This window comes from Mesorhizobium sp. M0802 (assembly GCF_040320115.1).
Classification (GTDB): Bacteria; Pseudomonadota; Alphaproteobacteria; order Rhizobiales; family Rhizobiaceae; genus Mesorhizobium.
This window is the reverse complement of record NZ_JAMYOY010000001.1, coordinates 361,743-384,592: the sequence shown is the minus strand read 5'-3', so window position 1 is coordinate 384,592 and position 22,850 is coordinate 361,743. Positions and strand designations below refer to the sequence as shown.

At 61.8% G+C, this 22,850-nt stretch carries 23 protein-coding genes; 21 read left to right on the top strand and 2 right to left on the bottom strand.

The annotated features are described in order from the left end of the window. The first annotated feature begins 178 nt into the window (after positions 1 to 178). The 4 genes from NKI10_RS01860 to NKI10_RS01845 all read left to right on the top strand — a co-directional run bounded on the left by NKI10_RS01860 (position 179) and on the right by NKI10_RS01845 (position 3,506). Positions 179 to 1,135, top strand: a complete 957-nt coding sequence (locus NKI10_RS01860) for an NAD(P)/FAD-dependent oxidoreductase (protein ID WP_352858236.1) — start codon at positions 179 to 181, stop codon at positions 1,133 to 1,135. Positions 1,136 to 1,300: 165 nt separating this feature from the next. Further along, a complete protein-coding gene (locus NKI10_RS01855; protein ID WP_352629306.1) occupies positions 1,301 to 2,587 on the top strand; it encodes an SDR family oxidoreductase in 1,287 nt (428 codons plus the stop codon). Further along, complete coding sequence (locus tag NKI10_RS01850) at positions 2,587 to 3,069, top strand: DUF2269 family protein (RefSeq protein WP_352858233.1); 483 nt, start codon at positions 2,587 to 2,589, stop codon at positions 3,067 to 3,069. Before NKI10_RS01855 ends, NKI10_RS01850 begins: the two co-directional genes overlap by 1 nt. A 110-nt stretch (positions 3,070 to 3,179) precedes the next feature. After that, positions 3,180 to 3,506, top strand: a complete 327-nt coding sequence (locus NKI10_RS01845; protein WP_023681103.1) for a low affinity iron permease family protein — start codon at positions 3,180 to 3,182, stop codon at positions 3,504 to 3,506. A 212-nt stretch (positions 3,507 to 3,718) separates the two neighbouring features. Here NKI10_RS01845 and NKI10_RS01840 read toward each other — a convergent pair whose 3' ends face one another. Beyond that, the gene (locus NKI10_RS01840; RefSeq protein ID WP_023667991.1) at positions 3,719 to 3,994 is read right to left on the bottom strand and encodes a hypothetical protein; all 276 of its coding nucleotides are present in this window, start codon (positions 3,992 to 3,994) and stop codon (positions 3,719 to 3,721) included. Between the two features lie 217 nt (positions 3,995 to 4,211). On the opposite strand from NKI10_RS01840, the gene NKI10_RS01835 reads away from it, so the two are divergent. The 9 genes from NKI10_RS01835 (at position 4,212) to NKI10_RS01795 (ending at position 13,430) form a co-directional block, all read left to right on the top strand. Then, complete coding sequence (locus NKI10_RS01835) at positions 4,212 to 5,318, top strand: NAD-dependent epimerase/dehydratase family protein (protein WP_023681102.1); 1,107 nt, start codon at positions 4,212 to 4,214, stop codon at positions 5,316 to 5,318. After that, positions 5,315 to 6,388, top strand: coding sequence for a GDP-mannose 4,6-dehydratase (locus NKI10_RS01830; protein WP_023696367.1), 1,074 nt, complete (start codon positions 5,315 to 5,317; stop codon positions 6,386 to 6,388). The genes NKI10_RS01835 and NKI10_RS01830 overlap by 4 nt, the downstream gene beginning before the upstream one ends. Beyond that, complete coding sequence (locus NKI10_RS01825) at positions 6,385 to 7,677, top strand: TIGR04295 family B12-binding domain-containing radical SAM protein (protein WP_023725527.1); 1,293 nt, start codon at positions 6,385 to 6,387, stop codon at positions 7,675 to 7,677. Before NKI10_RS01830 ends, NKI10_RS01825 begins: the two co-directional genes overlap by 4 nt. Beyond that, positions 7,662 to 8,762 carry a glycosyltransferase family 4 protein gene (locus tag NKI10_RS01820; protein WP_023681099.1) on the top strand — a complete coding sequence of 367 codons (1,101 nt, stop codon included), beginning with the start codon at positions 7,662 to 7,664 and terminating at the stop codon, positions 8,760 to 8,762. The genes NKI10_RS01825 and NKI10_RS01820 overlap by 16 nt, the downstream gene beginning before the upstream one ends. Positions 8,763 to 8,764: 2 nt before the next feature. Continuing rightward, the gene (locus tag NKI10_RS01815; RefSeq protein ID WP_023681098.1) at positions 8,765 to 9,895 is read left to right on the top strand and encodes a CgeB family protein; all 1,131 of its coding nucleotides are present in this window, start codon (positions 8,765 to 8,767) and stop codon (positions 9,893 to 9,895) included. Further along, a complete protein-coding gene (locus NKI10_RS01810) occupies positions 9,892 to 10,986 on the top strand; it encodes a CgeB family protein (RefSeq protein WP_352858229.1) in 1,095 nt (364 codons plus the stop codon). The genes NKI10_RS01815 and NKI10_RS01810 overlap by 4 nt, the downstream gene beginning before the upstream one ends. After that, positions 10,983 to 12,086 (top strand): CgeB family protein, encoded by a 1,104-nt coding sequence (locus NKI10_RS01805; protein ID WP_352858227.1) that lies wholly within the window; start codon positions 10,983 to 10,985, stop codon positions 12,084 to 12,086. The genes NKI10_RS01810 and NKI10_RS01805 overlap by 4 nt, the downstream gene beginning before the upstream one ends. Positions 12,087 to 12,109: 23 nt before the next feature. Beyond that, entirely contained in the window at positions 12,110 to 13,150 is a 1,041-nt protein-coding gene (locus NKI10_RS01800) for a UDP-glucuronic acid decarboxylase family protein (protein ID WP_352858224.1), read from the top strand. A gap of 94 nt (positions 13,151 to 13,244) precedes the next feature. Continuing rightward, the gene (locus tag NKI10_RS01795; protein WP_023667982.1) at positions 13,245 to 13,430 is read left to right on the top strand and encodes a hypothetical protein; all 186 of its coding nucleotides are present in this window, start codon (positions 13,245 to 13,247) and stop codon (positions 13,428 to 13,430) included. Between the two features lie 8 nt (positions 13,431 to 13,438). Here NKI10_RS01795 and NKI10_RS01790 read toward each other — a convergent pair whose 3' ends face one another. Beyond that, on the bottom strand, positions 13,439 to 15,253 hold the full coding sequence (locus tag NKI10_RS01790) for a hypothetical protein (RefSeq protein ID WP_352858221.1): 1,815 nt from the start codon (positions 15,251 to 15,253) through the stop codon (positions 13,439 to 13,441). 85 nt (positions 15,254 to 15,338) lie between these two features. On the opposite strand from NKI10_RS01790, the gene NKI10_RS01785 reads away from it, so the two are divergent. The 8 genes from NKI10_RS01785 to NKI10_RS01750 are packed head-to-tail and all read left to right on the top strand — an operon-like array spanning position 15,339 to position 22,794. Beyond that, positions 15,339 to 16,442, top strand: coding sequence for an inositol-3-phosphate synthase (locus NKI10_RS01785; protein WP_352858218.1), 1,104 nt, complete (start codon positions 15,339 to 15,341; stop codon positions 16,440 to 16,442). Beyond that, positions 16,439 to 17,035: a histidine phosphatase family protein gene (locus tag NKI10_RS01780; protein WP_023667978.1), complete on the top strand. Its 597-nt coding sequence runs from the start codon at positions 16,439 to 16,441 to the stop codon at positions 17,033 to 17,035. Before NKI10_RS01785 ends, NKI10_RS01780 begins: the two co-directional genes overlap by 4 nt. Positions 17,036 to 17,049: 14 nt before the next feature. Then, positions 17,050 to 18,150 carry a CgeB family protein gene (locus tag NKI10_RS01775; RefSeq protein ID WP_352858215.1) on the top strand — a complete coding sequence of 367 codons (1,101 nt, stop codon included), beginning with the start codon at positions 17,050 to 17,052 and terminating at the stop codon, positions 18,148 to 18,150. Continuing rightward, positions 18,150 to 18,953, top strand: a complete 804-nt coding sequence (locus tag NKI10_RS01770) for a sugar phosphate nucleotidyltransferase (RefSeq protein ID WP_023817803.1) — start codon at positions 18,150 to 18,152, stop codon at positions 18,951 to 18,953. Before NKI10_RS01775 ends, NKI10_RS01770 begins: the two co-directional genes overlap by 1 nt. Positions 18,954 to 18,956: 3 nt before the next feature. Then, positions 18,957 to 19,718 carry a TIGR04290 family methyltransferase gene (locus NKI10_RS01765; RefSeq protein ID WP_352858212.1) on the top strand — a complete coding sequence of 254 codons (762 nt, stop codon included), beginning with the start codon at positions 18,957 to 18,959 and terminating at the stop codon, positions 19,716 to 19,718. Beyond that, entirely contained in the window at positions 19,711 to 20,643 is a 933-nt protein-coding gene (locus NKI10_RS01760) for a glycoside hydrolase 5 family protein (RefSeq protein ID WP_023739578.1), read from the top strand. Before NKI10_RS01765 ends, NKI10_RS01760 begins: the two co-directional genes overlap by 8 nt. Before the next feature lie 7 nt (positions 20,644 to 20,650). Next, positions 20,651 to 21,808: a glycosyltransferase gene (locus NKI10_RS01755; RefSeq protein ID WP_023704590.1), complete on the top strand. Its 1,158-nt coding sequence runs from the start codon at positions 20,651 to 20,653 to the stop codon at positions 21,806 to 21,808. 8 nt (positions 21,809 to 21,816) lie between these two features. Next, on the top strand, positions 21,817 to 22,794 hold the full coding sequence (locus NKI10_RS01750) for a GNAT family N-acetyltransferase (RefSeq protein ID WP_352858209.1): 978 nt from the start codon (positions 21,817 to 21,819) through the stop codon (positions 22,792 to 22,794). Positions 22,795 to 22,850: the final 56 nt, after the last annotated feature.

Sequence of the window (22,850 nt, the reverse complement as noted above, 5' to 3'; positions counted from 1 at the left end):
CTTTCCCAGTGGTGCTGTACTCACAGCGTTGGGAGCCACGAGGTTTTTGCAGGCTTGATGAGGCAGTGGCCTTTCTCTTCACGACTCGATTGGAGTTCACTCTTATTGTGCAGTGTGCATCCTGATTGCGTCCATTTCGACCCTGTGGAACAAGCTCGTTGAGTTGAAGTTAGGCCCGATGCCAAGCTTTTCGGGCGAACCAAGTTTTTCGGGCGAACAAGTTTTTGACGTTGCCATCGTCGGCGGCGGCCCCGCGGGGCTCGCTGCAGCCATGTATTTAGCCAGGTTTCTGCGTTCGGTGATCTCATTCGACGCGGGGAATGCGCGTGCCAAGCTCATCCCAAAATCCCGTAACTGTCCCGGCTTCCCCGACGGCATCAACGGGGAAGAACTGCTCGGCCGCCTACGAGCCCAGGCACAGCTATACGGCGCGAGCCTTGTCCATGGTTGCGTAGGCCACGCCGAAAAACGCGAGGGGTTTTTTGTTCTGACGACCACCTGCGGGATTGTCCAAGCAAGGCGCGTGATTCTGGCAACGGGCATTGTGGACAAGGCACCTCCCATCGAAAGACTGGAGGAGGCGATCGCAACCGGCATTGTCAGACTGTGCCCGGTTTGCGATGCATATGAGGCCCGGGGTAGCCGCATCGGCGTCGTTGGTCCGGAGCATCTCGCCGTCAGGGAGGCTCTGTTCCTGAAGGGATATGGCAGTCAGGTCGCCTTGCTCGCCAATAACCAGGATGATGTTTCCGAAGCTGCCCGGGGCGCCGCCTTGGCAGGCGGAGTTGAAATCTGGGACGCTGTCGATGCCCTGATCCCTCGACGAACCGGGTTCGATGTCGTCATGGCCGAGGGCGCCCCGATGCGCAACATCGATGTGGTGTACCCTTCGATGGGCAGCGACGTACGCTCCGAACTCGCGGTTGCTCTGGGGGCTAACTGTGACGCAGAAGGTTATGTCCTGGTCAACAGACACCTTGAGACTTCAACGCCAGGACTCTATGCCATTGGCGACGTGGCCGAGGGGCTCAATCAAATTGCTGTTGCGTTCGGAGACGCCGCCAAGGCTGCAACTCACATTCATAACGACCTCCGCGATTGCGCCGAGCCGGCGACGAAATTCCGGCGAAGTTGACCTGCAGATGCGAACGCACCCTACCGGCTCATCTTTGGCTGCGTTGATGCCCGGAACTTGTTCCACCCGGCGTGAGACTGCTGACTTCGGCTTTGCTAGAGTTCTCTCAGGCGCAGCCGCTGGGTTGATGGAAGGGCACGCGCCGGCGAACGGCTGGAGGAAGGAATGAAAATTCTCGTCACCGGCGCGTCAGGTCTGATTGGAGCCGCGCTTTGCGCGCGCCTGGCCGGCGAGAGACATGAAGTGGTTCGCGTGCTTCACCACGCAGACACTGGCGTCCACCCGGAGATCCCAACCGTTTCCCTGGATATGGCGCGGGCCTTGCGACCTCAGGACTGGATCCCCTATCTCGCCGGTGTGGACGCCGTCGTAAACTGTGCCGGCGTCCTGCAGGATAGTGCCCGGGAAAACACCCGGCATGTCCATTCTACCGGCGCCTCGGCTCTCTTCACCGCGTGTGAGCAAGCAGGTGTGAATAAGGTGATCCACTTTTCTGCCATCGGGGTCGATCGCCAGCAGCCGTCCGCCTTTTCCGCCAGCAAGCTCGCCGGCGATGAAGCACTGATGGCACGTAGCCTTGACTGGGTCATCCTGCGCCCCTCCGTAGTACTGGGAAGGCCGGCCTTCGGCGCAAGTGCACTTTTTCGCGGCCTCGCGGCGTTGCCGCTCTTGCCGTTGATGCCCGACACGGGCCGTCTCCAAGTCGTCCAACTCGATGACGTGATCTCCACCGTCCTGTTTTTCCTCAAACCCGGCAGCCCATCGCACCTCACGCTGGACCTGGCTGGGCCCGAGGCACTTTCGATGAGCGAGGTCGTGGGTCGCTATCGCCGCTGGTTCGGATGGAGCAGTGCTCGGGAGTTCATCTTGCCGAATTGGGCCGCAGCTATCTTGTACAGGTTCGGGGATGCCGCGGCTCAGCTGGGCTGGCGCCCGCCCATGCGCAGCAATGCAGCAAAAGAGATTGCCCGTGGCGCTGTCGGCGATCCCCAGCCGTGGATGACGGCGACCGGCATTCAACCATCAAGTCTTACATCTGCACTGCGTCTAAATCCTGCGACCGTGCAGGAGCGATGGTTCGCCGGTCTTTACTTCGTCAAGCCGGCGCTCTTTGTCGTCTTGCCGCTCTTCTGGATCATGACCGGCATCATTTCCCTGACCGCCGGCTGGCGCAGCGGAGTTGACTTGCTGATTGGCACTGCCGCCGGCCCCTTGGCCGAACCGGCGGTAGTCGCCGGCGCGTTGGCTGACATCGCCGTCGGGGCGCTTATCGCCTGGCGCCCAACCAGCCAGCTTGGTCTTTTCGGCGCAATCGCGGTATCGCTTTTCTATGCGACCGCTGGGAGCATTCTGCGGCCGGATCTTTGGCTTGAGCCACTCGGGCCGCTGATCAAAATCCTCCCGATCCTCGTTCTGCATTTTGCAGCGCTGGCCATTCTGGAGGAACGCTGATGATGTACTTCGCGCTTAAATACCTGCACGTGATCGGCGCTGCTGTGCTGCTCGGAACTGGTGCCGGCATTGCTTTTTTCATGCTTTTGGCACACCGGACCGGGAATGCCGCGACGATCGCAGCCGTCGCCCGCATTGTCGTGCTGGCTGATTTCCTGTTCACGGCTACGGCCGTTGTCGCACAACCTCTGACCGGACTGGGCCTCGCTAGGGTTGCGGGGTATTCGCTGTCCGAAGGATGGATCGTTCTCTCGATCCTGCTCTACATCTTAACGGGCCTGTTCTGGCTGCCTGTCGTGTGGATGCAGATCGAGATGCGAAATCTAGCCACACAGGCCGCACTCTCCAACCAACCTCCTCCCGAGCGCTACCATCAGCTGTTCAGACGCTGGTTTGTCTTCGGCTTCCCAGCTTTCGGCGCCGTGCTCGCCATTTTCTGGCTGATGATTGCGCGCCCGGCAATCGAGTGGTCATCGTTGTAGCTGCGATCGGCAAGCACTGCGCCGTGAATTCATCCGTCGCGCCTAGCTGGTTCGTGCCGGCGCGATGCACTGCGGTCGGGAACCACGGTCACTGCCGCGAGTTCTTTCGCATGGCCAATCATCCCGTCACCGGCGTGCTTACCTCAATCGGCACATTAACCTCCCGCCCCGCGGCATTCCTGATCCTGTTGGTCTACGCAATCCTTTGGATGATCTTCGAGCGACAGACCCTGGACTGGCATGGAGCGGCTACCTTGTTTACGTGGGCCATGACGCTGTTCATCCAGCGTGCCGAGCACCGCGACACTCAGGCCATTCACGCCAAACTGGATGAGATCCTGCGATCAGACCACAATGCCTCGAACATCACGCGGATCGACGATGAAGAGCCCGAGGAAATCGAAAAACACCGCCACCGCAGGCAGCAGGACGACTGATGAGCGGCGTTTTGGTTTCACGGCAGGACGAGTAGCGGGTTTCCAGCTTTTGACGCCTATCCAGCCCCGCCGCCTCCTGCGCTCAGGCCCAGGCCTTCGATCCTTGCTGCGGCTGTGGTTCAGCGACCGAAGGATCGGAGCCTCTATTGTTCCACCGCATCCAGAAATTGGCCCGAGAACCAGGTCGGGCAAATCGGCCGGCTCGAAATGTGTCATTCGCCTTTCTGGTTGCGCTCGACGAACTTGTTGAAACGGCTGGTTTGTCCGTCACCAGTCTTGGACTGGTAAAGAAAGGCCAGATCGTTCTCGTCGAATATGCGGAAGAACTCGTCCCATTCGACCGGCTCGAATGCTTCCTCGGGTTTGCCGAAGTCGATCCGCAGGATGCCGCCCGCCCCTTTGGTGCGAACCACTGCCGGCCGTCCATCCCGCTCCTCGGCCCATTTGCGGATTTCGTCGTGATTGGTGGTCGTTTGCGACTGGGACATTGAAATCTCCTTTGATCATCGGCGTTGCCAACATCGGGCATCGTCGGGGCTGCCGGCGTCCTAACAGCACAAGGGCGGCAATGTTCCGGCACGGCGCGGCGAGCGCGATGTGGCTGCTTCCGAACGAAGCCGGCCAAAGGAACTTTGTTGAAGCCAAGGGAACAAACCTTTTGCCGAAAAGTTCGGGTCGCCAAGATTACCTGTCTGAGGAGTGGTCGTGAAACGGATATTGGTTACAGGGGGCTGCGGCTTCATTGGCCGGCATGTCGCCCAGGAACTCATCGAGCAGGATTATTCGGTTCGCATTTTGGATGTGCTGCTGGAGCAGGTGCACGCAGGCGAAACAGTCGCCCTTCCCGCCGGGGCCGAGCTGATCAAGGGCGACATTCGGGACCGGGAGGCGGTCGCCAAGGCGCTGGAAGGCGTTGACGCGGTCATTCATCTGGCCGCGGAAGTCGGCGTCGGACAGTCGATGTACGAGATCGCGCGCTATGTCGGCACCAACGATCTCGGCACCGCGACGCTGCTCGAGGCGCTGATCAAACACCCGGTCGAGCGCATTGTCGTCGCCTCATCGATGAGTGTCTATGGCGAGGGCCTCTATGCTACATCGGACGGCCGGCGCATCGACAATGCCCGGCGCAAGGCGAGCGACATCAAAAACGGGCAATGGAATCCGCTGTCGCCGGAAGGCGAGCCCCTCTCCCCCCTGCCGACGGACGAGGAAAAGCCGGTCGATCTCGCCTCTATTTATGCACTGACGAAATACGCCCAGGAACGCGCCGTGCTGATCTTCGGCGAAGCCTATGGCATCGATGCGGTCGCGCTGCGCCTGTTCAACGTCTTCGGCGCCGGCCAGGCGTTATCGAACCCCTATACCGGCGTGTTGGCCAATTTTGCTTCGCGTCTCGCCAACGGCCAACGTCCAATGATCTTCGAGGATGGCGAACAGAAACGCGATTTCGTCCATGTGGATGACGTCGCCCGCGCCTTTCGTCTTGCGCTGCAGCAACGCCAGGCAAGGGGTCACGTCATCAACATCGGCAGCGGCCGAGCCTATGCTATCAGCGACGTCGCGCGGGTACTTGCCGAGGCCATGGGAACGCCGGACCGCTCGCCAGAGTTGCTCGGCAAGGCGCGCTCCGGGGATATCCGCAACTGCTTCGCCGATATTTCCAAGGCCCGTGAGCTGCTCGGTTTCGAGCCGAGGCAACAACTGGAGAATTCGCTCGCCGATTTCGTTTCCTGGGTGCGCAACTCGTCCGCCATCGACCGCGGCGCCGACATGAAACGCGAGCTTGAAGAACGTGGGCTGGTGTCATGAATACGCGCAATCGACGCGACGCGCCCGTCGCCATTGTCGGCGGCAGCGGCTTCATCGGATCGAACCTGGCCGACAGCCTGTTGTCGGATGGCGAGCCGGTGCTGGTGATCGACAATCTCAGCCGCCCCGGCGTCGAACAGAACCTTGAATGGCTGGCGCAGAAACACGGAAGCCGCCTCATGGTCGAAACGATTGACGTGCGCGACGCCAACGCGCTTGCGCCCGTTCTGAAGAGTTCCAAGGCGATCTTCCACCTGGCCGCGCAAACCGCCGTCACAACGAGCCTGGTCCAACCGGACGAGGATTTCGACATCAACCTTCGAGGAACGTTCAATGTCCTCGAGGCGGCGCGGCTGAGCAGTGAGTTTGTTCCGGTGGTCTTCGCCAGCACCAACAAGGTCTATGGCAGCCTGCCCGACGTCGCGGTGCGCGAGGACGGCGATCGTTACCTGCCTTGCGACGGCATCATCCAAGCGAATGGCATCGACGAGACCCACGGCCTGGATTTCTGCACGCCCTATGGCTGCTCCAAAGGCGCGGCGGACCAATATGTGCTCGACTATGCCAAATCCTACGGCATGCCCACGGCGGTGCTGCGGATGAGCTGCATCTACGGGCCGCGCCAGTTCGGAACCGAGGATCAAGGCTGGGTCGCGCACTTCCTGCTGAGTGCGCTGACGGGACGTCCAATCACCATTTACGGCGACGGCAGACAAGTGCGCGATATACTGCATGTCTCCGATGCGGTCGCCGCCTACAGGGCCACGCTCGATCGTATCGAGACGACCAAAGGCCAGGCATTCAATCTTGGCGGCGGCCCCGATAATGCGATCAGCCTGCGCATGCTGTTGAGCGAGATCCGTAGCTTGACCGGCCATGAGCTTTCGATCCGCCATGATGACGAACGCACCGGCGATCAGCCCTTCTTCGTCGCCGACACCCGCAAGATCAAAGCGATGCTTGGCTGGAAAGCTCGTGTTTCATGGCGCGAAGGCATTCGCGATCTCGCAGACTGGCTGCAACAACACCGGCTCCAGCCTCGCCCCGAAGTCGTGAGGTACGTCGCATGAAAATCGCCCTGGTAAACCCGTTCTGGACCTATGACGACAGCATCTATTTCGGCTGCCGCCAACCACATCTCCCGCTGGAACTCGGCTATTCGAAATCCCTCCTCGAAACAGCCGGCCATGAGGTGTTGATGCTGGATGGGCAATTGCAGAAGCTCGACAACTCGGACCTCTCCGAGCGTGTGGCTGATTTCGCGCCTGCAATGACGGTCGTCAGTACCGCCCCGACTTATCTGTTCTGGCGCTGCGCACCACCCGAGTTGCGCGTGCCGGCCGATTTCCTCAACCGTCTCGCCGGGCGCGGTGGACGCACAGTCGCGGTCGGGCCGCATGGCTCGGCTACGCCCGCGCCAACCTTGCGCAAGCTTGGCGTCGACATTGTTGTGCGCGGCGAATGCGAGGAAATCGTCGCGGAACTTGCCCGGCGCGACGACTGGAGCGCGGTCCCCTCGACCGCTTACCTGCGCGACGCCAAGGTGGTTTTGAACGGCGGCGTCCACGCCAGCTCGTTTGTCGATCATCCGCCACTCCAATGGCCATCAGACTGGATCGCAGCCCATTCGCATCACCATCACAGGTTCGATGACAAGCAGGTTGGGTTCGGCGCGGAGGTCGAAGCATCGCGCGGCTGCCCCTACAATTGCAGCTTCTGCGCCAAGATCGATTTCCGCGATGCCTATCGCCGCCGAAACCACGAGGCTGTCATAGCGGAAATCGATGGGCTGATTGCCCAGGGGGTCGGCTACATTTATTTCATCGATGAAATCTTCCTGCCGCAAAAAGCGCTGCTGGAAGCGTTGATCCATCGCGACGTGAAGTTCGGTGTGCAGACCCGCATCGACCTTTGGAAGCCCGAGCTGCTGGAACTGCTCGGTGCGGCTGGCTGTGTCTCCATCGAGGCCGGCCTCGAAAGCCTGACCGTGGAAGGTCGTGCGATGCTGGCGAAACGCTGCCGGCTGGGTACCGAGGAACTTGCCGCGCTGCTCGTCAATGCCAGGCGTCACGTTCCGTTCGTACAGGCCAATCTGATCGGCGTCGTCGAGGATGACCCTGCCCTTGTGGACTACTGGCGAACGCACCTGATCGACAACGGCGTGTGGGCCAATGAACCCGTACCGCTTTATCCATATCCGAGTTCGCCAAGCTATCGCGAGCTTTGGGGCGAACCCGACGACCTCGCCTGGGAGCGCGCCCATGATCACTATCTCGCATCATTCCAGAAGTTCAGCGACATCCAGGAAAGGCGCCCGCGTCCGCTGGCGGAACTGGAGGCGACATGTTGCGGACACTGACGCCGCGCTCGCGGCGCATCCTGATGACGGTCGACGCCGTGGGCGGCGTGTGGCGCTATGCGCTCGACCTGGCCAGGGAACTTGTCAACGGCGGCGATAGCGTGGTGCTTGCCGGCCTCGGTCCGCCACCGTCCAGGCAGCAGGCCGACGAGGCGGAGGCTTTCGCGAAGCTGATCTGGCTGAACACGCCGCCGGATTGGATGACCCGCAACGGCGGTGATCTCGACGCGCTGCCGCGGGAGTTGCATGCGCCCATGCGCGACCACGCCATCGACCTTGTCCATTTCAACGCGCCTTCGCAGGCGGCGGGATTCGACGCGCCATGCCCGGTCGTGGTGGTCTCCCATTCCTGCGTGACGACCTGGTTCCATGCGGTCAGAGGACAGGCGGCGGATGGGGCATGGGCCTGGCAGAAGGAGCGCAACAGACGCGGCATGGATCGGGCCGACGCGGTCATCGCGCCGAGCCGCAGCCATGCCGACATGCTAGAGACCTGCTACGGCCCGATCGCGCGCTTGAGTGTGGTCACAAATGGTGCCCGTCCTCTGCCGAAGGCCGAAAAGCATCAACCGCTCGTCTTCGCCGCTGCCCGCTGGTGGGACGAGGGCAAAAATGCGGCGGTGGTCGATCAGGCGGCGTCCCTGACGCGATGGCCTCTGTTTGCCGCCGGTTCGACGAACGGCCCAAACGGCGAGCATGTCAGCTTCAGCCATGCTGTTCCTCTGGGAGCAGTGCCGTCCGATGAGGTGCGTTCGTTGATGGCTCGCGCGGGTATTTTCGTATCGCCATCGCTCTACGAGCCATTCGGCCTGGCCGCGCTGGAAGCCGCCATGTCGGCTACGCCTCTGGTGCTTTCCGATATCGCCACCTATCGCGAACTATGGGACGGGGCCGCGATATTCTTTGACGCGCGCGATCCGCACGATCTCGCTGCCTGCCTCAACCGTCTCTCCAGCGATGCCGAGCTCCGGCGAGAGCTTGGCCAGGCAGCCATCCGACGCAGCCGCAGGTTTAGGCTGACAAAGCAGACAGCGGCTATGCGCGGCGTCTACGACAAAGCGGCCTTAGCGATGGCGGAGCGCTGATCATGCGCTTTGTGTTTTACACCCACTCGGTCGTTTCCGACTGGAACCATGGCAATGCCCATTTCCTGCGCGGCGTCATGCGAGAGCTGGTCCAGCGCCGGCATCAGACTATTGCGCTGGAGCCGGCGAATGGCTGGAGCCGGTCGAATCTGCTGGCTGAGAAGGGGTCGTTCGCCATCGAACGCTTCCGCAAGGATTTTCCCGAACTGATGCCGGTGACCTACGACGCCGGATTTGATCACGAAGCCTGGATTGCCGAGGCCGACGTTGTGATCGTTCATGAGTGGACGGATCCGGAGCTTGTCGCACGTATTGGCCGTGCCCGGGCCGCCGGCGGCAACTTCATCCTTCTTTTTCACGACACCCACCACCGGGCCGTGTCTGCGACCGAGGCACTCTCGGCGCTCCGGCTGGAGCACTATGACGGCGTTCTCGCCTTTGGCGAAACCTTGCGCGAGAGCTATCTGCGCGCCGGCTGGGGCAAGCGCGTCTTCACTTGGCATGAAGCGGCGGACGATCGCCTGTTCAAGCCGCACCCGGAGATCCACCCCACCTCCGATCTGGTCTGGATCGGCAACTGGGGCGATGATGAGCGGACCGCCGAACTCAAGGAGTTTCTGATCGAGCCGGTGCACGATCTCGGCCTTGATGCCGCTGTTCACGGCGTACGCTACCCCAAGACCGCACTTGCGGATCTGGCCACCGCAGGACTGCGCTATGAGGGGTGGATCGCCAATGCCGACGTGCCGAAGGCCTTCGCCGCGCATCGTGTCACCGTTCACGTTCCACGGCGCCCCTATCGCGAGAGGTTGCCCGGAATCCCGACGATCCGCATGTTCGAGGCACTCGCCTGCGGCATTCCGCTGATTTCAGCGCCATGGTCCGATGTCGAGCAGCTTTTCAGGCCCGGTGTCGACTTCCTGTTTGCCGAGAATGGCTCGCAAATGCGGCAACAGCTTCGGACGGTGTTGTCCGACGAGGACTTTGCGGCCTCCCTGGTGACCTCGGGTCTCGAGACCATCCGCTCGCGGCACACCTGCCGCCACCGCGTCGACGAGTTGCTCGGCGTGCTCACGCAATGCGCGAACCGACACACCGCCGTCCCGACAGCCGCAAAGGAAGCCGTCGCATGAAAATCGCATTCTATGGATCGAGCCTTTTGTCGTCCTACTGGAACGGTGCCGCGACGTACTATCGCGGTTTGCTCAAGGCACTTTCGCAATTGGGTTACGAGATCACGTTCTACGAACCCGATGTCTACGACCGGCAGAAGAACCGCGACATCGAAGCTCCCGACTGGTGCACTGTCGTCGTTTATGAAGCGACCCAGCATGCGCTGATGCAGATCGCGGCACGTGCCGCCGGCGCCGACATCGTCGTCAAGGCGAGTGGCGTCGGTTTCGAAGACGAGGCGCTGCTTCGCGCCGTTCTCGACCACGCCCGCAGCGACGCGCTTGTCGTATTCTGGGACGTGGATGCGCCAGCCACGCTTGCCCAGTTGCGCGACGAGCCGGACCACCCGCTCCATCGTGCACTGCAGGAGATCGACCTCGTGCTGACCTATGGTGGCGGCGATCCCGTTGTCTGGGCCTATCGTGCCATGGGCGCCAAGGAGTGCGTGCCCATCTACAATGCGCTCGATCCCGAAACGCACCATCCGGTCGTCAGCAAAGCGCGTTTTGCCTGCGACCTGGCGTTCCTCGGAAACCGGCTGCCGGACCGTGAAGCGCGTGTCGAATCGTTTTTCCTCGATCCCGCCAGCCAGCTGCCGAAACAGCGTTTCCTGCTCGGAGGCTCGGGTTGGGGCGACAAGCCGCTCCCCACCAATGTAGGCTGGCTCGGCCATGTCGGCACCCGCGATCACAACGCCTTCAATGTCACCCCAAAAGCCGTGTTGAACATCAGCCGCGACAGCATGGCCGCCAACGGTTTTTCACCGGCCACGCGAGTGTTCGAGGCGGCCGGCGCGGGCGCCTGTCTCATCACGGATGCATGGCTGGGCGTGGAACTGTTCCTGAAACCAGGCGAGGAGATCCTGGTCGCGCGTGACGGCGGCGATGTCGCGGAGATAATGCGCTCGCTGACCCCCGGGCGGGCCAAGGCAATCGGCCAAGCCGCACTTCACCGCGTGCTGGCGGACCATACCTACGCGCTTCGGGCGGATGTGGCGGATGCCGTCTTCAAACGACATTTCGAGCACGGGGCCGTGGAGGCAGCGGAATGACCAAGAAACTGGACATCGTCTTTCTCGGCCTGTCGCTGTCCTCATCCTGGGGAAACGGCCACGCCACGACTTTCCGGGGCCTGCTGAAAGGCTTGCACGGACTCGGTCACCGGGTGACTTTTCTGGAGCGCAACGTGCCGTGGTACGCCAATCACCGCGATCTGCGCGATCCGGAGTTCTGCGCCTTGCGCTACTACGAAACCACTGCGGAGCTGCAACGCGACTACGCACAGTGCCTGGAGCAGGCCGACATCATCGTCATCGGATCCTTTGTTCCAGAAGGACGCCAGGTCATCGACATCGTCGCCTCGCTTTGCAAGGGGCAGCTCTGCTTTTACGACATCGACACCCCGGTGACCCTGGCCAAGCTTTCAGCCGACGATTGCGATTATCTGAGTTCGCGGCAAATTCCGTACTTCGATGTCTATTTCTCCTTCGCTGGCGGACCAACGCTCAACCATCTGGCGCAAGACTTCGGCGCACGCCATGCCGAACCTCTCTATTGTTCGGTCGATCCAGAACGGCATCACCCGACAGGAGATCCGATCCGCTGGGATCTCGGCTATCTCGGCACCTACAGCATGGACCGGCAGACAACGCTGAACGCTCTGCTGCTCGAGCCCGCACGGCATATGCCGAACCTCCGTTTCGTCGTGGCCGGCTCCCAATATCCATCCGACATCATCTGGCCGGACAATGTCGAACGCATCGAACATTTGCCGCCAGCCGATCACGCCGCGTTCTATAGCCGTCAGCGCTACACGCTGAATGTCACACGCAGTTCCATGATCACCGCAGGATGGTCGCCCAGCGTGCGCCTGTTCGAAGCGGCGGCTTGCGGCACGCCCATCGTCAGCGACCACTGGCCAGGGCTCGACAGCTTCTTTCCCGCATCGGCGATCCACACCGCCGCGGAGACGGACGAAGTCATCGATATCCTCGTTGGCGAGTCCGAGCGCGCACGCCTGGCCATGGCCGGCCGGGCTCGCAAACTCGTCCTCGCTTCCCACACCGGTGGGGCCAGGGCTCGCGAATTCGTGGCGGCGCTGACCCAACCAAGGGCGACGGCCCTCGATCTCGACATTGGAAGTGCAGCATGAACGGCAGACAGGAGAAAACAGCGATGCGACAGACAAGAAAGGCGCACAGGGCAAAGACGGTGCTTGTTGCCGGCGGCGCGGGTTTCCTCGGTTCGCATCTTTGCGAAGTATTGCTCCGCAATGGCTGGCGCGTGATCTGCGTCGACAATTTTCTGACCGGGCGCATGGAAAACATCATCTCGATCATGGACCGGCCGGGTTTCCGGTCGATCGAGCAGGACATCTGCCGGCCACTGGATCTCGGCGAGCCCGTGGATCACATCTTCAACCTGGCCTGCGCCGCCTCACCGCCGCGTTATCAGGCCGACCCGATACACACCACGCGTACCTGCGTGATCGGAACCCTCAACCTGCTCGAACTCGCTGTCCGCAATGACGCGCGACTGCTGCAGGCCTCGACGAGCGAAGTATATGGCGATCCGGAACAACACCCGCAAAGGGAGGATTACGTCGGTCATGTGAACTGCACCGGCCCACGCGCCTGCTACGACGAGGGCAAGCGCACCGCCGAAACGCTTTGCTTCGACTATCTAAGGGCCGGCAAGGCCGACGTCCGCGTCGCGCGCATCTTCAACACCTACGGTCCGAGAATGGATCCGGCCGACGGTCGCATCGTCTCGAATTTGATCATGCAGGCGCTCGAGAAGCGTCCGCTGACGATATTCGGCGACGGCCAGCAGACGCGATCCTTCTGCTATGTCTCCGACTTGATTGATGGATTGATGCGCCTGATGAACATCGACCCCAATCCGGGCAAGCCGGTCAATCTGGGCAATCCCGGAGAATTCACCATCGTGCGACTGGCGGCATTGGTGAAGGCGATGACCGGCACCAAGTCGGATCTGAAATTTCTGCCCCTGCCGCAAGACGATCCTCGGCGCAGGCAGCCTGATATTTCGCGTGCGAAAACGCTGCTCGGCTGGTCGCCGAGAGTGCCGCTCAACGAAGGGCTCAAGCTGACGATCGATTATTTCGCGGCGCTCGAAGGCACCGGCATCGGCGATCAGATGACAGGCCTTGCCAAAAGGAGACCCGCAGGCGGGCTGCAGAACCTTCCTGCATGACGCGGGCCGCGGCCGGACCTGCCCGGAGATCGTGCGGAACATCCATCCAACCTTGTAGTTTGGCGGGAGGGACCCGATACGGAGGATCATCCTCATGCAACCCAAGCGACCCGCGAAGGATGTCGACAAGATTGCCGAACGCGAGGCGGCTGCCTATCTGCGGCGCTCCTCGATCACCTATCTCGAGTGCTGCGTCAGCCTGATGATGACGCATCTGCAGCGCGAGGAAGTGGCCGCTATTCTCGAGCAGGAAGCAGACATGCTGCGAAGGCTGGATTGATCGAAACGTTACACCTGAGATTCGTCCAGGAACCGTATCAGCCCCGCCCTGTATCGGTCTGCGGTCGCGGCCAGCCTTGCTTTTTCCTGGCCATTTTCGGATTGCGCAGCCGTGCTCCAGAGCCCGATTTGGAACGCCAAATAGCAGGGTTCGAAAAAATCGATGTGGCCATTGTCAATATCGAGCCCCATCCCCTCGACCAATGTCGTCACATCGCTGTCGGACAGTCCATATTCGACACGGGCGCCGGCAATGTCCCACTCTATCGGCTGGCAGCCAATCAAATCGTGTGCCCGGCAATGGTCGACGGCATCTGTCTTGACCACCGAGCCGTCGGCACAAACGAGAAACTCCCACGCGTGAAGCTTTCCGTCGATTTCCACCGGCTGCAGAATATGCGCAGGGATTTTTTTCGAGAGCCAGCCGCGCAACGTCGCCGCTCGGTTCTCGCCCAGGGCTTCAGATGTGTTGGAAACAGCCATTTCCGCGAGTGCGAGCAATGATGCACCCGGTTCGCAGGTTCGGAGATTGAGCGCCCGCCAGGTTAGATAGCGCGCCAACTCCGCGACCAGCCTTCCTCTTGGCAGCGGCGCCTGGTCCATCGTGGTGCCGTCAATCCACCGTTCGACCAGAAAGCCGTGGCAAAGCCCGACCACTTGCGATCCGAACCCGGCTTTCCCCAACATTTCCGCGGCTCGTCTCTTACGCCGTCCGGTTTCGCCGAGGCCGGCGAATTTGACGAGCCAGCGACCACACCCCGCGGACGCCAGGAATTTACGCCGCTCGATGCCGCGCGGGCTCGGCGGCCAATGCTTTTCGTCGACGTAGTGGACGCTCCTCCATTCGCCACCAGACAGTTCGGTCAGGCGTAATTCGGGGCTGCCGACCGCCTCGGCCACCCATTCGCTAAGCGTGGGAATGTTCGAGCTTTCGGGGAAGGTGCATTCGAGCGCCGTCGCCACATGTTTCGGACAGCGCGACCATGTCTCCCTGGCCTCCCGTGACGCTTCGATGCCCGGGTTGCCAGGATGGCTGGGAAACAGGTGAATGCGGTCCATACCAATACCCAGTTCCCGCAGCCACGCGACGACGGCGTGCATCGAACTGCCGGACAGACCGGGACCTTCGTCTACAACGGCGAAGCGTGCCGATGGATTGTTCTTCCAGGAAGCGATCGAGCGCGGATCGGCATTGATCTGCCTGCGGAAAGGATGGCCGACCGGACGAACGCTGAACGGCGCCGGCGCGCCAATCGCGGCAGCCACTATGGCGGCAAGCCCCAGGCCGATGCTGCGGATGCCGATCACGCATGTGTTCGCATCGAGACCTGACTCCTGCGCCGCTCCCAAATAGCTTTCGGGATAAAGCGCGTAATGCGCGTAACCCTCGGCAGAACCGGTCAGAACCTCAGCCTCGCAATCGAACCCGTCCAGCAGTTGGAGAAGTCCCGGCTCGATGCCACCGCCCACGGCGAAACCGCTTCGCCACGACTTCGCCACCTCTGCCGCAAGACCAACCAGCAATCTGGCGCCTTGCTGTTGCCGCGGCGAAAAGATGTCGATGCCCCTGTTCTCGAAATCGACATCGGCAAGCGCGCGAACCAGTTCCGATACGCTGATGAATAGGCCGACCAACGCGGCATGGCGTCGGACGCCATGAGCCATGCGGTCCAGACTTTGAGCAATTTCGCTCGCAGCATCGCGAAGCCGTTCTGCGCTCTGCCTCCGCTTCTGGTCGCCGTAAACGATCATCGATCGGTTTTCCAATGCTTTGCCTTGCGGCAACGCAGCGAGCGCTGCTTCGATCCATGCTGTCTTGCGCAATTTTTCGGCAGGCCAAGGAACATTCCGGCACGCTGGTGGTTCGGCGGCAGGAACTTACCTTTGAACAGCATAGGGCGGCAGTTTCGTGGGATCGAAAAAGGTTCGTGTCGGTATCGTCGGGGTCGGCAATTGCGCATCCTCCCTGGTGCAGGGCCTCTCCTATTATCGTCACGCAAAAAGCAACGAACCAATCCCAGGGCTGATGCATGCCGACCTCGGCGGTTACCATGTCGACGACATCGAGATTGTCTGCGCATTCGACGTCGCCAGGAGCAAGGTTGGCCTCGACGTCGCTGAAGCAATCTACGCCGCCCCGAACAACACGTTCCGCTTTGCCGATGCGGCGGCAAACGGCGTTCGCGTCGAGCGCGGACCGACATTTGACGGCATCGGAAAATACTTGCGCGACGAAATCGAGGAGGCGCCGGAGCCGGTTGCCGACGTCAGCGAAATCCTGCGCAACAGCGGCGCCGACGTGCTGGTCTCTTACCTGCCGGTGGGCTCCGAGGAGGCGACGCGCTTCTACGCCGAATGCGCGCTTGAGGCCGGCTGCGCCTTCGTCAACTGCATACCCGTTTTCATCGCCTCACGTCCGGAATGGCGCCGGCGCTTCGAGCAGCGAGGGCTGCCGCTGGTCGGCGATGATATCAAGAGCCAGGTCGGGGCGACCATCGTTCACCGCCTGCTGGCCAATCTCTTCCGCGAGCGCGGCGTGCGCATCGATCGCACTTATCAGCTGAATTTCGGCGGCAACACCGACTTCCTCAACATGCTGGAACGCGAGCGGCTGGAATCAAAGAAAATTTCCAAGACCCAGTCCGTGGCCAGCCAGTTCGATGTTCCCCTGGAGCCGGGCAATATTCATGTCGGACCCAGCGACCACGTACCGTGGCTGACTGATCGCAAATGGGCCTATATCCGAGTGGAAGGGACGACCTTCGGCGGCGTGCCGCTCAACGCCGAGCTCAAGCTGGAAGTCTGGGATTCTCCAAATTCAGCCGGCGTGGTGATCGATGCGATACGCTGCGCCAAGCTTGCGCTCGATCGCGGCATAGCGGGAGCACTGACCGGCCCCTGCAGCTATTTCATGAAGTCGCCTCCCGAACAGTTCACCGACGCCGAAGCGCGGCAGCGCACGCTCGCTTTCATCGCCGGCAAGGACGAGCCTTTGCTGGATGCCGCGGAATGACGACAACGTTCTTTTTGATCCGTCATGCAGCGCACGACAATGTCGGCTCCTATCTTGCAGGACGAATGGACGGCGTTTGCCTTGGCGAGGCTGGGAAGGCGCAGGCCGCGCATCTTGGTGGCCGCATGGCCCGGGAGCCGATTGAAGCCATCTTGTGCAGCCCGCGTGAGCGTACGCAAGAGACGGCCGTGCCGATCGCGCTTGCCTGCGGCGTCGGTGAAATCGCGATCTGCGCCGAACTCGACGAGATCGATTTCGGCGATTGGTCGGGAAAGACCTTCGACGAGTTGAACGGCGACGCCGGCTGGCGGGCGTGGAACGACCAGCGGCAGGAGGCCAGGACACCGAGCGGCGAGACCATGCTGGATGTCCAGGAGCGGATCGTCGCACTGATGAACGCAGTGCGCGAGCGGCATCCGAACCAGTGTGTCGCCCTGGTCAGCCACGCCGACGTCATCAAGGCCGCCGTCTGCAAGGTGCTTGGCTTGCCGGTCGGCGACTGCTTCCGCTTCGACATCGATCCAGCCTCGATCACGACCATCGTGTCGGGTGACTGGGGCTCCAAGCTCCTGCGAATGAACGAAGCTGCCTGACGAGGACTTTCCGGATGCAGATGGTCATTTTCGGTCTCACCGTTACATCATCATGGGGCAACGGCCATGCCACGCTCTGGCGGGGACTGATCCGCGCCCTGGGTCGGCTGGGATGGTCCATCACCTTCTTCGAACGCGATACCCCCTACTATGCCGGGACGCGTGATCTCGATCGGCTCGATGGCGGCAACGTCGTCATTTATCCGGACTGGGAAGACATCCGTCGCGTTGCGGAGCGGGCAATGAAGCAAGCGGATGTCGTCGTCGTTACCTCCTACTGTGCCGACGCCGTGGAGGCCTCGCGGCTGGCGCAGCAGACAGGTCGCGGATTGCGTGTCTTCTACGATCTCGACACTCCGGTCACGCTTGCCCGCATCGAGCAAGGCGAGCGTCCGCCCTATTTCGGACCTGAGGGTCTTGCCGATTTCGACCTCGTTTTGAGTTACACCGGCGGCTCTGCGATCGAGGCGCTTAAGTCGGTTTTGGGCGCGCGTCACGTGGTGCCTCTCTATGGGCATGTCGATCCCGACCAACACCGGCCGGCAGAGAAGCGGGCCGAATTCGCCGGTGATCTGTCCTATCTCGGAACTTACGCGGCGGATCGCCAGGCCGGCGTCGAAAAGCTGCTGGTCCGCCCGGCCGCGCGCCTGCCCGACCACCGTTTCATCATTGGCGGCGCGCAATATCCGCAGGAATTCCCATGGAGCGACAACATCTTCTTTGTCAGGCATCTTCCGCCAGCCGACCATCCGGCTTTCTTCTCATCATCTCGCCTGACACTGAACGTCACCCGGGAGGCGATGGCGCAAAAGGGCTGGTGCCCGTCGGGACGGCTCTTCGAAGCGGCCGCGTGTGGGGCTGCCATCGTCACCGATGCATGGCCGGGCCTGGCCGAATTTTTCGAACCCGGCCGCGAAATCTTGTTGGCGCATGACACCGATGATGTGGTCGCCGCATTGCGATTGCCGGAGCGCGAGCTCGACGGCATTCGAATGCGTGCCCGCGACCGGGTCTTGGGCGAACACACTTCCGCACGGCGCGCGGCGGAACTGGATCGCATCCTGAATGATGCCTTTCAAAGATCTCCCGGCGAACCGATGAGGGAAGCGGTCTGATGTTGGGCATCGTACCCGCTGCCGGGCGCGGCAGCCGCATTCAGCCGCTCGGCTTCTCGAAAGAGCTGCTGCCGGTCGGTAGCCGGATCGATGGACAGACCGAGCGTCCCTGCGCAGTGAGCGAGTATCTGGTGCGGCGCATGGTGCAGGCCGGCGTCGACAAGATTTGCTTCATCATCGGATCGGGCAAATCCGACATCCTTGAATACTACGCCGCCGGCTACGGTGACGCGGCGGCTCTCTTCGTGGTGCAGCCGAACCCCGTCGGTCTGTGCGATGCGATCTTCCGGGCGGCGCCCCTCGTCGCGCCCGACGAGGTCGTCCTGGTCGGCCTTCCTGATACGATCTGGTTTCCCGAGGACGGTTTCCGCCATTTGCCCGACGATCAGCTCTCATTTCTGCTTTTCCCGGTGGATCAGCCGGAATTCTTCGACGCCGTCGTCATCGACGTCCACGAGCGCGTGATCGAAATCCAGGTCAAGCGACAGGATGCCGCCACGAACTGGGTTTGGGGTGCGTTCAAGATGCCGGGCCATATCCTGCATCAGCTTGCGGCACTCTGGCGTGAGCGCGAGCGCAGTGACGAATATATCGGCACTTTGGTCAACGCCTATATCGCGGCCGGCGGTACAGCTTTTGGTGTCAGGGCTGGGTCGGACTATGTCGATGTAGGCACTTTCAACGGCTATCGCACAGCTCTGCGGTTGCTTGAAAACGACGCCCCATCCGCGCACCGCCGGCCCACCATGATCATGCCCGGCGCGCAGTCGCATGTACCCGTCGTTCCTGGCGAAGGAGCCTGAGCCATGCTGCATTCCCATGCCGAAATCCGCCGCCGCATCGATGCGCTCGGCCCATGGTTCCACAACATGGAACTTGCCGGCGTCGAAACCGCTCCCAACCATTTTCTGGGCAACTACCCGCTGATCAAATGGCGCAAATTTGCCAATGCCATTCCCACTGATCTGACGGGCAAGGCGGTACTCGATATCGGCTGCAATGCAGGATTTTACTCCATCGAGATGAAACGGCGAGGTGCTGACCGTGTCCTCGGCATCGATTTCGACGACGCCTACCTGGCGCAGGCTCGCTTTGCCGCCGAGGTTGCCGATTGCGAGATCGAATTCCAGAAGCTTTCGGTCTACGACGTCGGCTCGCTGCGCGAGACGTTCGATGTCGTGCTGTTCATGGGGGTGCTTTACCATTTGCGCCACCCCTTGCTCGCGCTCGACCTGATCCGCGAACATGTCGCCCGTGACCTGATGATCTTCCAGTCCATGCAGCGCGGCAGCGCGGATCTGCCCGAGTTGGAAGAAAACTATCATTTCTGGACGCATGACCTGTTCGACCAGCCGCAGTTTCCCAAGCTGCATTTTATCGAGCACCGCTATGCCGACGATCCCACCAACTGGTGGATTCCAAACCGCGCCTGCACCGAAGCGATGCTGCGCAGCGCCGGTTTCGAGATCGTTCTGCACCCCGAGCAGGAGGTCTATTTCTGCCGCGCAGCCAGGGACCCGGCCGGCGGCGGCGCCATCTACCCCTCGAAAGGACAGCTCCATGATTGAAGCCGCCATGATCTGGAACGAGCCCAACAACAAATCGCATTGGGACCCAGAGCTCGATCCCGATTGGAGCCGCTTTGCCAGGATGGCGATCTTGTCGGCTGACGCAATCGCGTCAGAGAACCCGTCTTTGACGAAAGTACTCGGTGGCATCTCGCCGATAGATCCGGGCTTTATCACCCGCATGAAGGAATTCGGCGTGCTGGACCATGTCGATGCCGTCGCCGTGCACGGCTTTCCGCTCGACTGGAACCTGTGGCAGATCCACGAATGGCCACAGAAGATCGGCGAGATCGCGACCGTCACCAACCTACCCATCTGGGTCAGCGAAGTCGGCGTATCAACCTTCGGCGCGGAAGAAATCCAGGTTTGGGGGCTCAAGCGCACCGCTGAGTTGCTGATTGGCAACGCACCACGCATCCAGTGGTACAGCCTCTACGACCTTCCGCGCGAATGGGAAGCAACGACGCGGCATCGCGAGGCGGAGGGCTCTTCTTACTATCGACATTTCCACATGGGGCTGCTGCGCCAGGACGGTACGCCAAAACCTGCGCTGGAGGAGTTCCTGCGCTACACGCCCGCAATGGGGCTGGTGCAGTGGTTTCATTTCGAGGACCCCCGGCTGGACGATGCCGTCGCCTGGATGAAGCGGCTGGGCGTCACCAATATGCGCACGGGGCTTTCCTGGGCAGACAGCTTCCGGCCGAACGCGCTGGACTGGTTTGACCGGCAGATGGAGGCACTCGCCGATTTCGACGTGACGGTCACCTTTTGCTTTACACCGCAGCATCGCGGAATGATGCCCCACCACACCAGCCCACCTCTGGTGCCGGAGGAGTTCGCGGAATTCTGCGCAACCATGATCCGCCGCTATGCGCCCGGCATGACGTCCGCTTCGCTCCCGACGCGGCGGGCCTCGGCAGCGTGAAAGTGTCATGCTGCCAATGCATCAGACGCCTGACACATTGGACGAATTAGCGGCATCATCGACAGGTGGTGCGGCATACGGGACCGAGGCGCAACCAGCCGCGGCGCTCACTGTCCTCAATGTCGCCTACCCTCTCGCACCCGTCGGACCCGATGCTGTCGGCGGTGCCGAACAGGTTCTGTCGATGCTCGATCGGGAGCTGGTTCGCGCCGGCCACCGCTCTATCGTCATTGGCTGCCGCGGCTCCAGCGCGAGCGGTACCCTTGTGGAAATACCGGCTGAAAACGGCGTGCTCGACGAGGCGGCGAAGAGCCGCGCGCAGCAGGCTCATCGCAAAGCGATCGCCGCTGCCCGCGCCCGATGGCCGATCGATGTGGTTCATCTGCACGGCATCGATTTTCATGCCTATTTGCCCGACGATGGTCCGACCCTGGTGAGCCTCCACCTGCCCTTGGACTGGTATCCGGCCGAGGCTCTGCGACCGACGCGCGACGACCTGTGGCTCCATGCGGTCTCGCCCACCCAGCAGCAAACGGCGCCACCAGGGGCCAGACTGGTGGCGCCGATTCCCAACGGCGTTGACATCGAAGCACTGAGCCTGGTGCAGCCGAAGCGAGACTTTGCCCTGGTTCTCAGCCGGGTCTGCCCGGAAAAGGGCATTCACCTGGCCCTGGACGCGGCCAAACAGGCGGGCGTGCCCCTGGTCATCGGCGGCAAGGTCTATCCCTACGAAACACATACGCGCTACTTTCGCGACGAGGTCCAATCCCGTCTTGATGCTCGCCGCCGCTTCCTGGGCCCGCTCGGTTTTAACGCCAAGAGGCGCTTTCTCAACGCAGCCCGCTGTCTGGTCATTCCAAGCCTCGCCGCCGAGACAAGCTCGCTTGTCGCCATGGAGGCCCTCGCCTGCGGTACCCCGGTGGTCGCATTCCCGAATGGTGCGCTTGCGGATGTCATCGAGCACGGCAGGACGGGCTTTCTCGTCAACACAGTCGACGAGATGGCCCAAGCCATTCTTGCGGCGCCCAGCCTGGACGCCGAGGCGTGCCGGGTTGAAGCGCGACGGCGGTTTTCGCTGGAACGGATGATCTCGTCGTATATGGCTGCCTATCAGGCGCTGGCACAACTTGGCACAGATTGCCGGCGCTTCGCAGCGGCACCGTGAGAAAAGCAGTGTTGCGCAGCGAAATCATCGATGACCCCGTAAAATTCGATGCCTTGACGCCGCACTGGTGGAAACTATGGGAGCAGAGCTCCTCTGCGACGCCGTTCCAATCCCCCGCTTGGCTGGTGCCATGGTGGCGCGCATTCGCACCCGGTGAACTGGCGACAGTCGCGGTCTGGCGTGGCGGCGATCTGGTCGGGCTGGCGCCACTCTATCTCGATCATGGAACGGCCGGTTCGAAGCTGCTTCCGGTCGGTATTTCGCTCAGCGATTATCTGGACATCCTGGCTGTCCGGGATATCGAGGCGGCGGTTGTCGCCACCATTGCCGAAACGATCTGCTCGGTCGGGTGGTCACAATGGATCTTGTCTGATCTGCCGCAAAACAGTACCGGTCTTACGATCGCGCATCCCGGTTTAACGGTCGAGAGGCCGGTAATTCATGCAGCCTGCCCCGTGCTTGCTGTTGCCGGCGACGAAACGTTGGCCGGCTGCGTTCCCGCTCGGCGCAGGCGCCAGTTGCGCCGGGCGCGCCAAGCGGCGTCCAGACGCGGCCGGCTCGTGTTGGCGTCAGCCCGGGGTGATCAGAACTTCCTGAACCAATTGATCCGTCTGCACCATGCGCGCTGGGTTGGACATGGAGGTGGTGTCTTGGCCGACCCCGCCGTGCAGCAGTTCCATGGGCTTTCACTTCCCTTGCTCGATGCTCACGGTCTGGTCCGCTGCTGGTTGCTCGCGATCGATGGCACGACTGTCGCCGCCTATTACGGATTTCACCACCGCGGCCGCGCCTATGCCTATCTCGGCGGCCTCGATCCTGCTTATGCCGAGGAGAGCCCAGGTGCGATCCTGATCGGCCACGCGATCGCGGAGTCGATCCGCGAGGATGCGCGCGAGTTCGACTTCCTGCGCGGCCAGGAAGCCTACAAATATGGCTGGGGCGCCGTCGACAGGTGGACGATGCGGAGGATCTGGACGCGGAGTTGATGTCATGAGTGTGCACGCGCAGCGCCGGACATCGGTCAGACGGGCGATCGAAGGTT

What these genes read in the sequence shown, in the direction of transcription:
- NKI10_RS01800 (WP_352858224.1), top strand. Translation starts at nt 12,110, where the DNA reads ATGCGACAGACAAGAAAGGCGCACAGGGCAAAGACGGTGCTTGTTGCC.
- NKI10_RS01805 (WP_352858227.1), top strand. Translation starts at nt 10,983, where the DNA reads ATGACCAAGAAACTGGACATCGTCTTTCTCGGCCTGTCGCTGTCCTCA.
- NKI10_RS01830 (WP_023696367.1), top strand. Translation starts at nt 5,315, where the DNA reads ATGAATACGCGCAATCGACGCGACGCGCCCGTCGCCATTGTCGGCGGC.
- NKI10_RS01825 (WP_023725527.1), top strand. Translation starts at nt 6,385, where the DNA reads ATGAAAATCGCCCTGGTAAACCCGTTCTGGACCTATGACGACAGCATC.
- NKI10_RS01850 (WP_352858233.1), top strand. Translation starts at nt 2,587, where the DNA reads ATGATGTACTTCGCGCTTAAATACCTGCACGTGATCGGCGCTGCTGTG.
- NKI10_RS01820 (WP_023681099.1), top strand. Translation starts at nt 7,662, where the DNA reads ATGTTGCGGACACTGACGCCGCGCTCGCGGCGCATCCTGATGACGGTC.
- NKI10_RS01845 (WP_023681103.1), top strand. Translation starts at nt 3,180, where the DNA reads ATGGCCAATCATCCCGTCACCGGCGTGCTTACCTCAATCGGCACATTA.
- NKI10_RS01795 (WP_023667982.1), top strand. Translation starts at nt 13,245, where the DNA reads ATGCAACCCAAGCGACCCGCGAAGGATGTCGACAAGATTGCCGAACGC.
- NKI10_RS01780 (WP_023667978.1), top strand. Translation starts at nt 16,439, where the DNA reads ATGACGACAACGTTCTTTTTGATCCGTCATGCAGCGCACGACAATGTC.
- NKI10_RS01860 (WP_352858236.1), top strand. Translation starts at nt 179, where the DNA reads ATGCCAAGCTTTTCGGGCGAACCAAGTTTTTCGGGCGAACAAGTTTTT.
- NKI10_RS01840 (WP_023667991.1), bottom strand. Translation starts at nt 3,994, where the DNA reads ATGTCCCAGTCGCAAACGACCACCAATCACGACGAAATCCGCAAATGG.
- NKI10_RS01855 (WP_352629306.1), top strand. Translation starts at nt 1,301, where the DNA reads ATGAAAATTCTCGTCACCGGCGCGTCAGGTCTGATTGGAGCCGCGCTT.
- NKI10_RS01810 (WP_352858229.1), top strand. Translation starts at nt 9,892, where the DNA reads ATGAAAATCGCATTCTATGGATCGAGCCTTTTGTCGTCCTACTGGAAC.
- NKI10_RS01760 (WP_023739578.1), top strand. Translation starts at nt 19,711, where the DNA reads ATGATTGAAGCCGCCATGATCTGGAACGAGCCCAACAACAAATCGCAT.
- NKI10_RS01775 (WP_352858215.1), top strand. Translation starts at nt 17,050, where the DNA reads ATGCAGATGGTCATTTTCGGTCTCACCGTTACATCATCATGGGGCAAC.
- NKI10_RS01770 (WP_023817803.1), top strand. Translation starts at nt 18,150, where the DNA reads ATGTTGGGCATCGTACCCGCTGCCGGGCGCGGCAGCCGCATTCAGCCG.
- NKI10_RS01755 (WP_023704590.1), top strand. Translation starts at nt 20,651, where the DNA reads ATGCTGCCAATGCATCAGACGCCTGACACATTGGACGAATTAGCGGCA.
- NKI10_RS01815 (WP_023681098.1), top strand. Translation starts at nt 8,765, where the DNA reads ATGCGCTTTGTGTTTTACACCCACTCGGTCGTTTCCGACTGGAACCAT.
- NKI10_RS01765 (WP_352858212.1), top strand. Translation starts at nt 18,957, where the DNA reads ATGCTGCATTCCCATGCCGAAATCCGCCGCCGCATCGATGCGCTCGGC.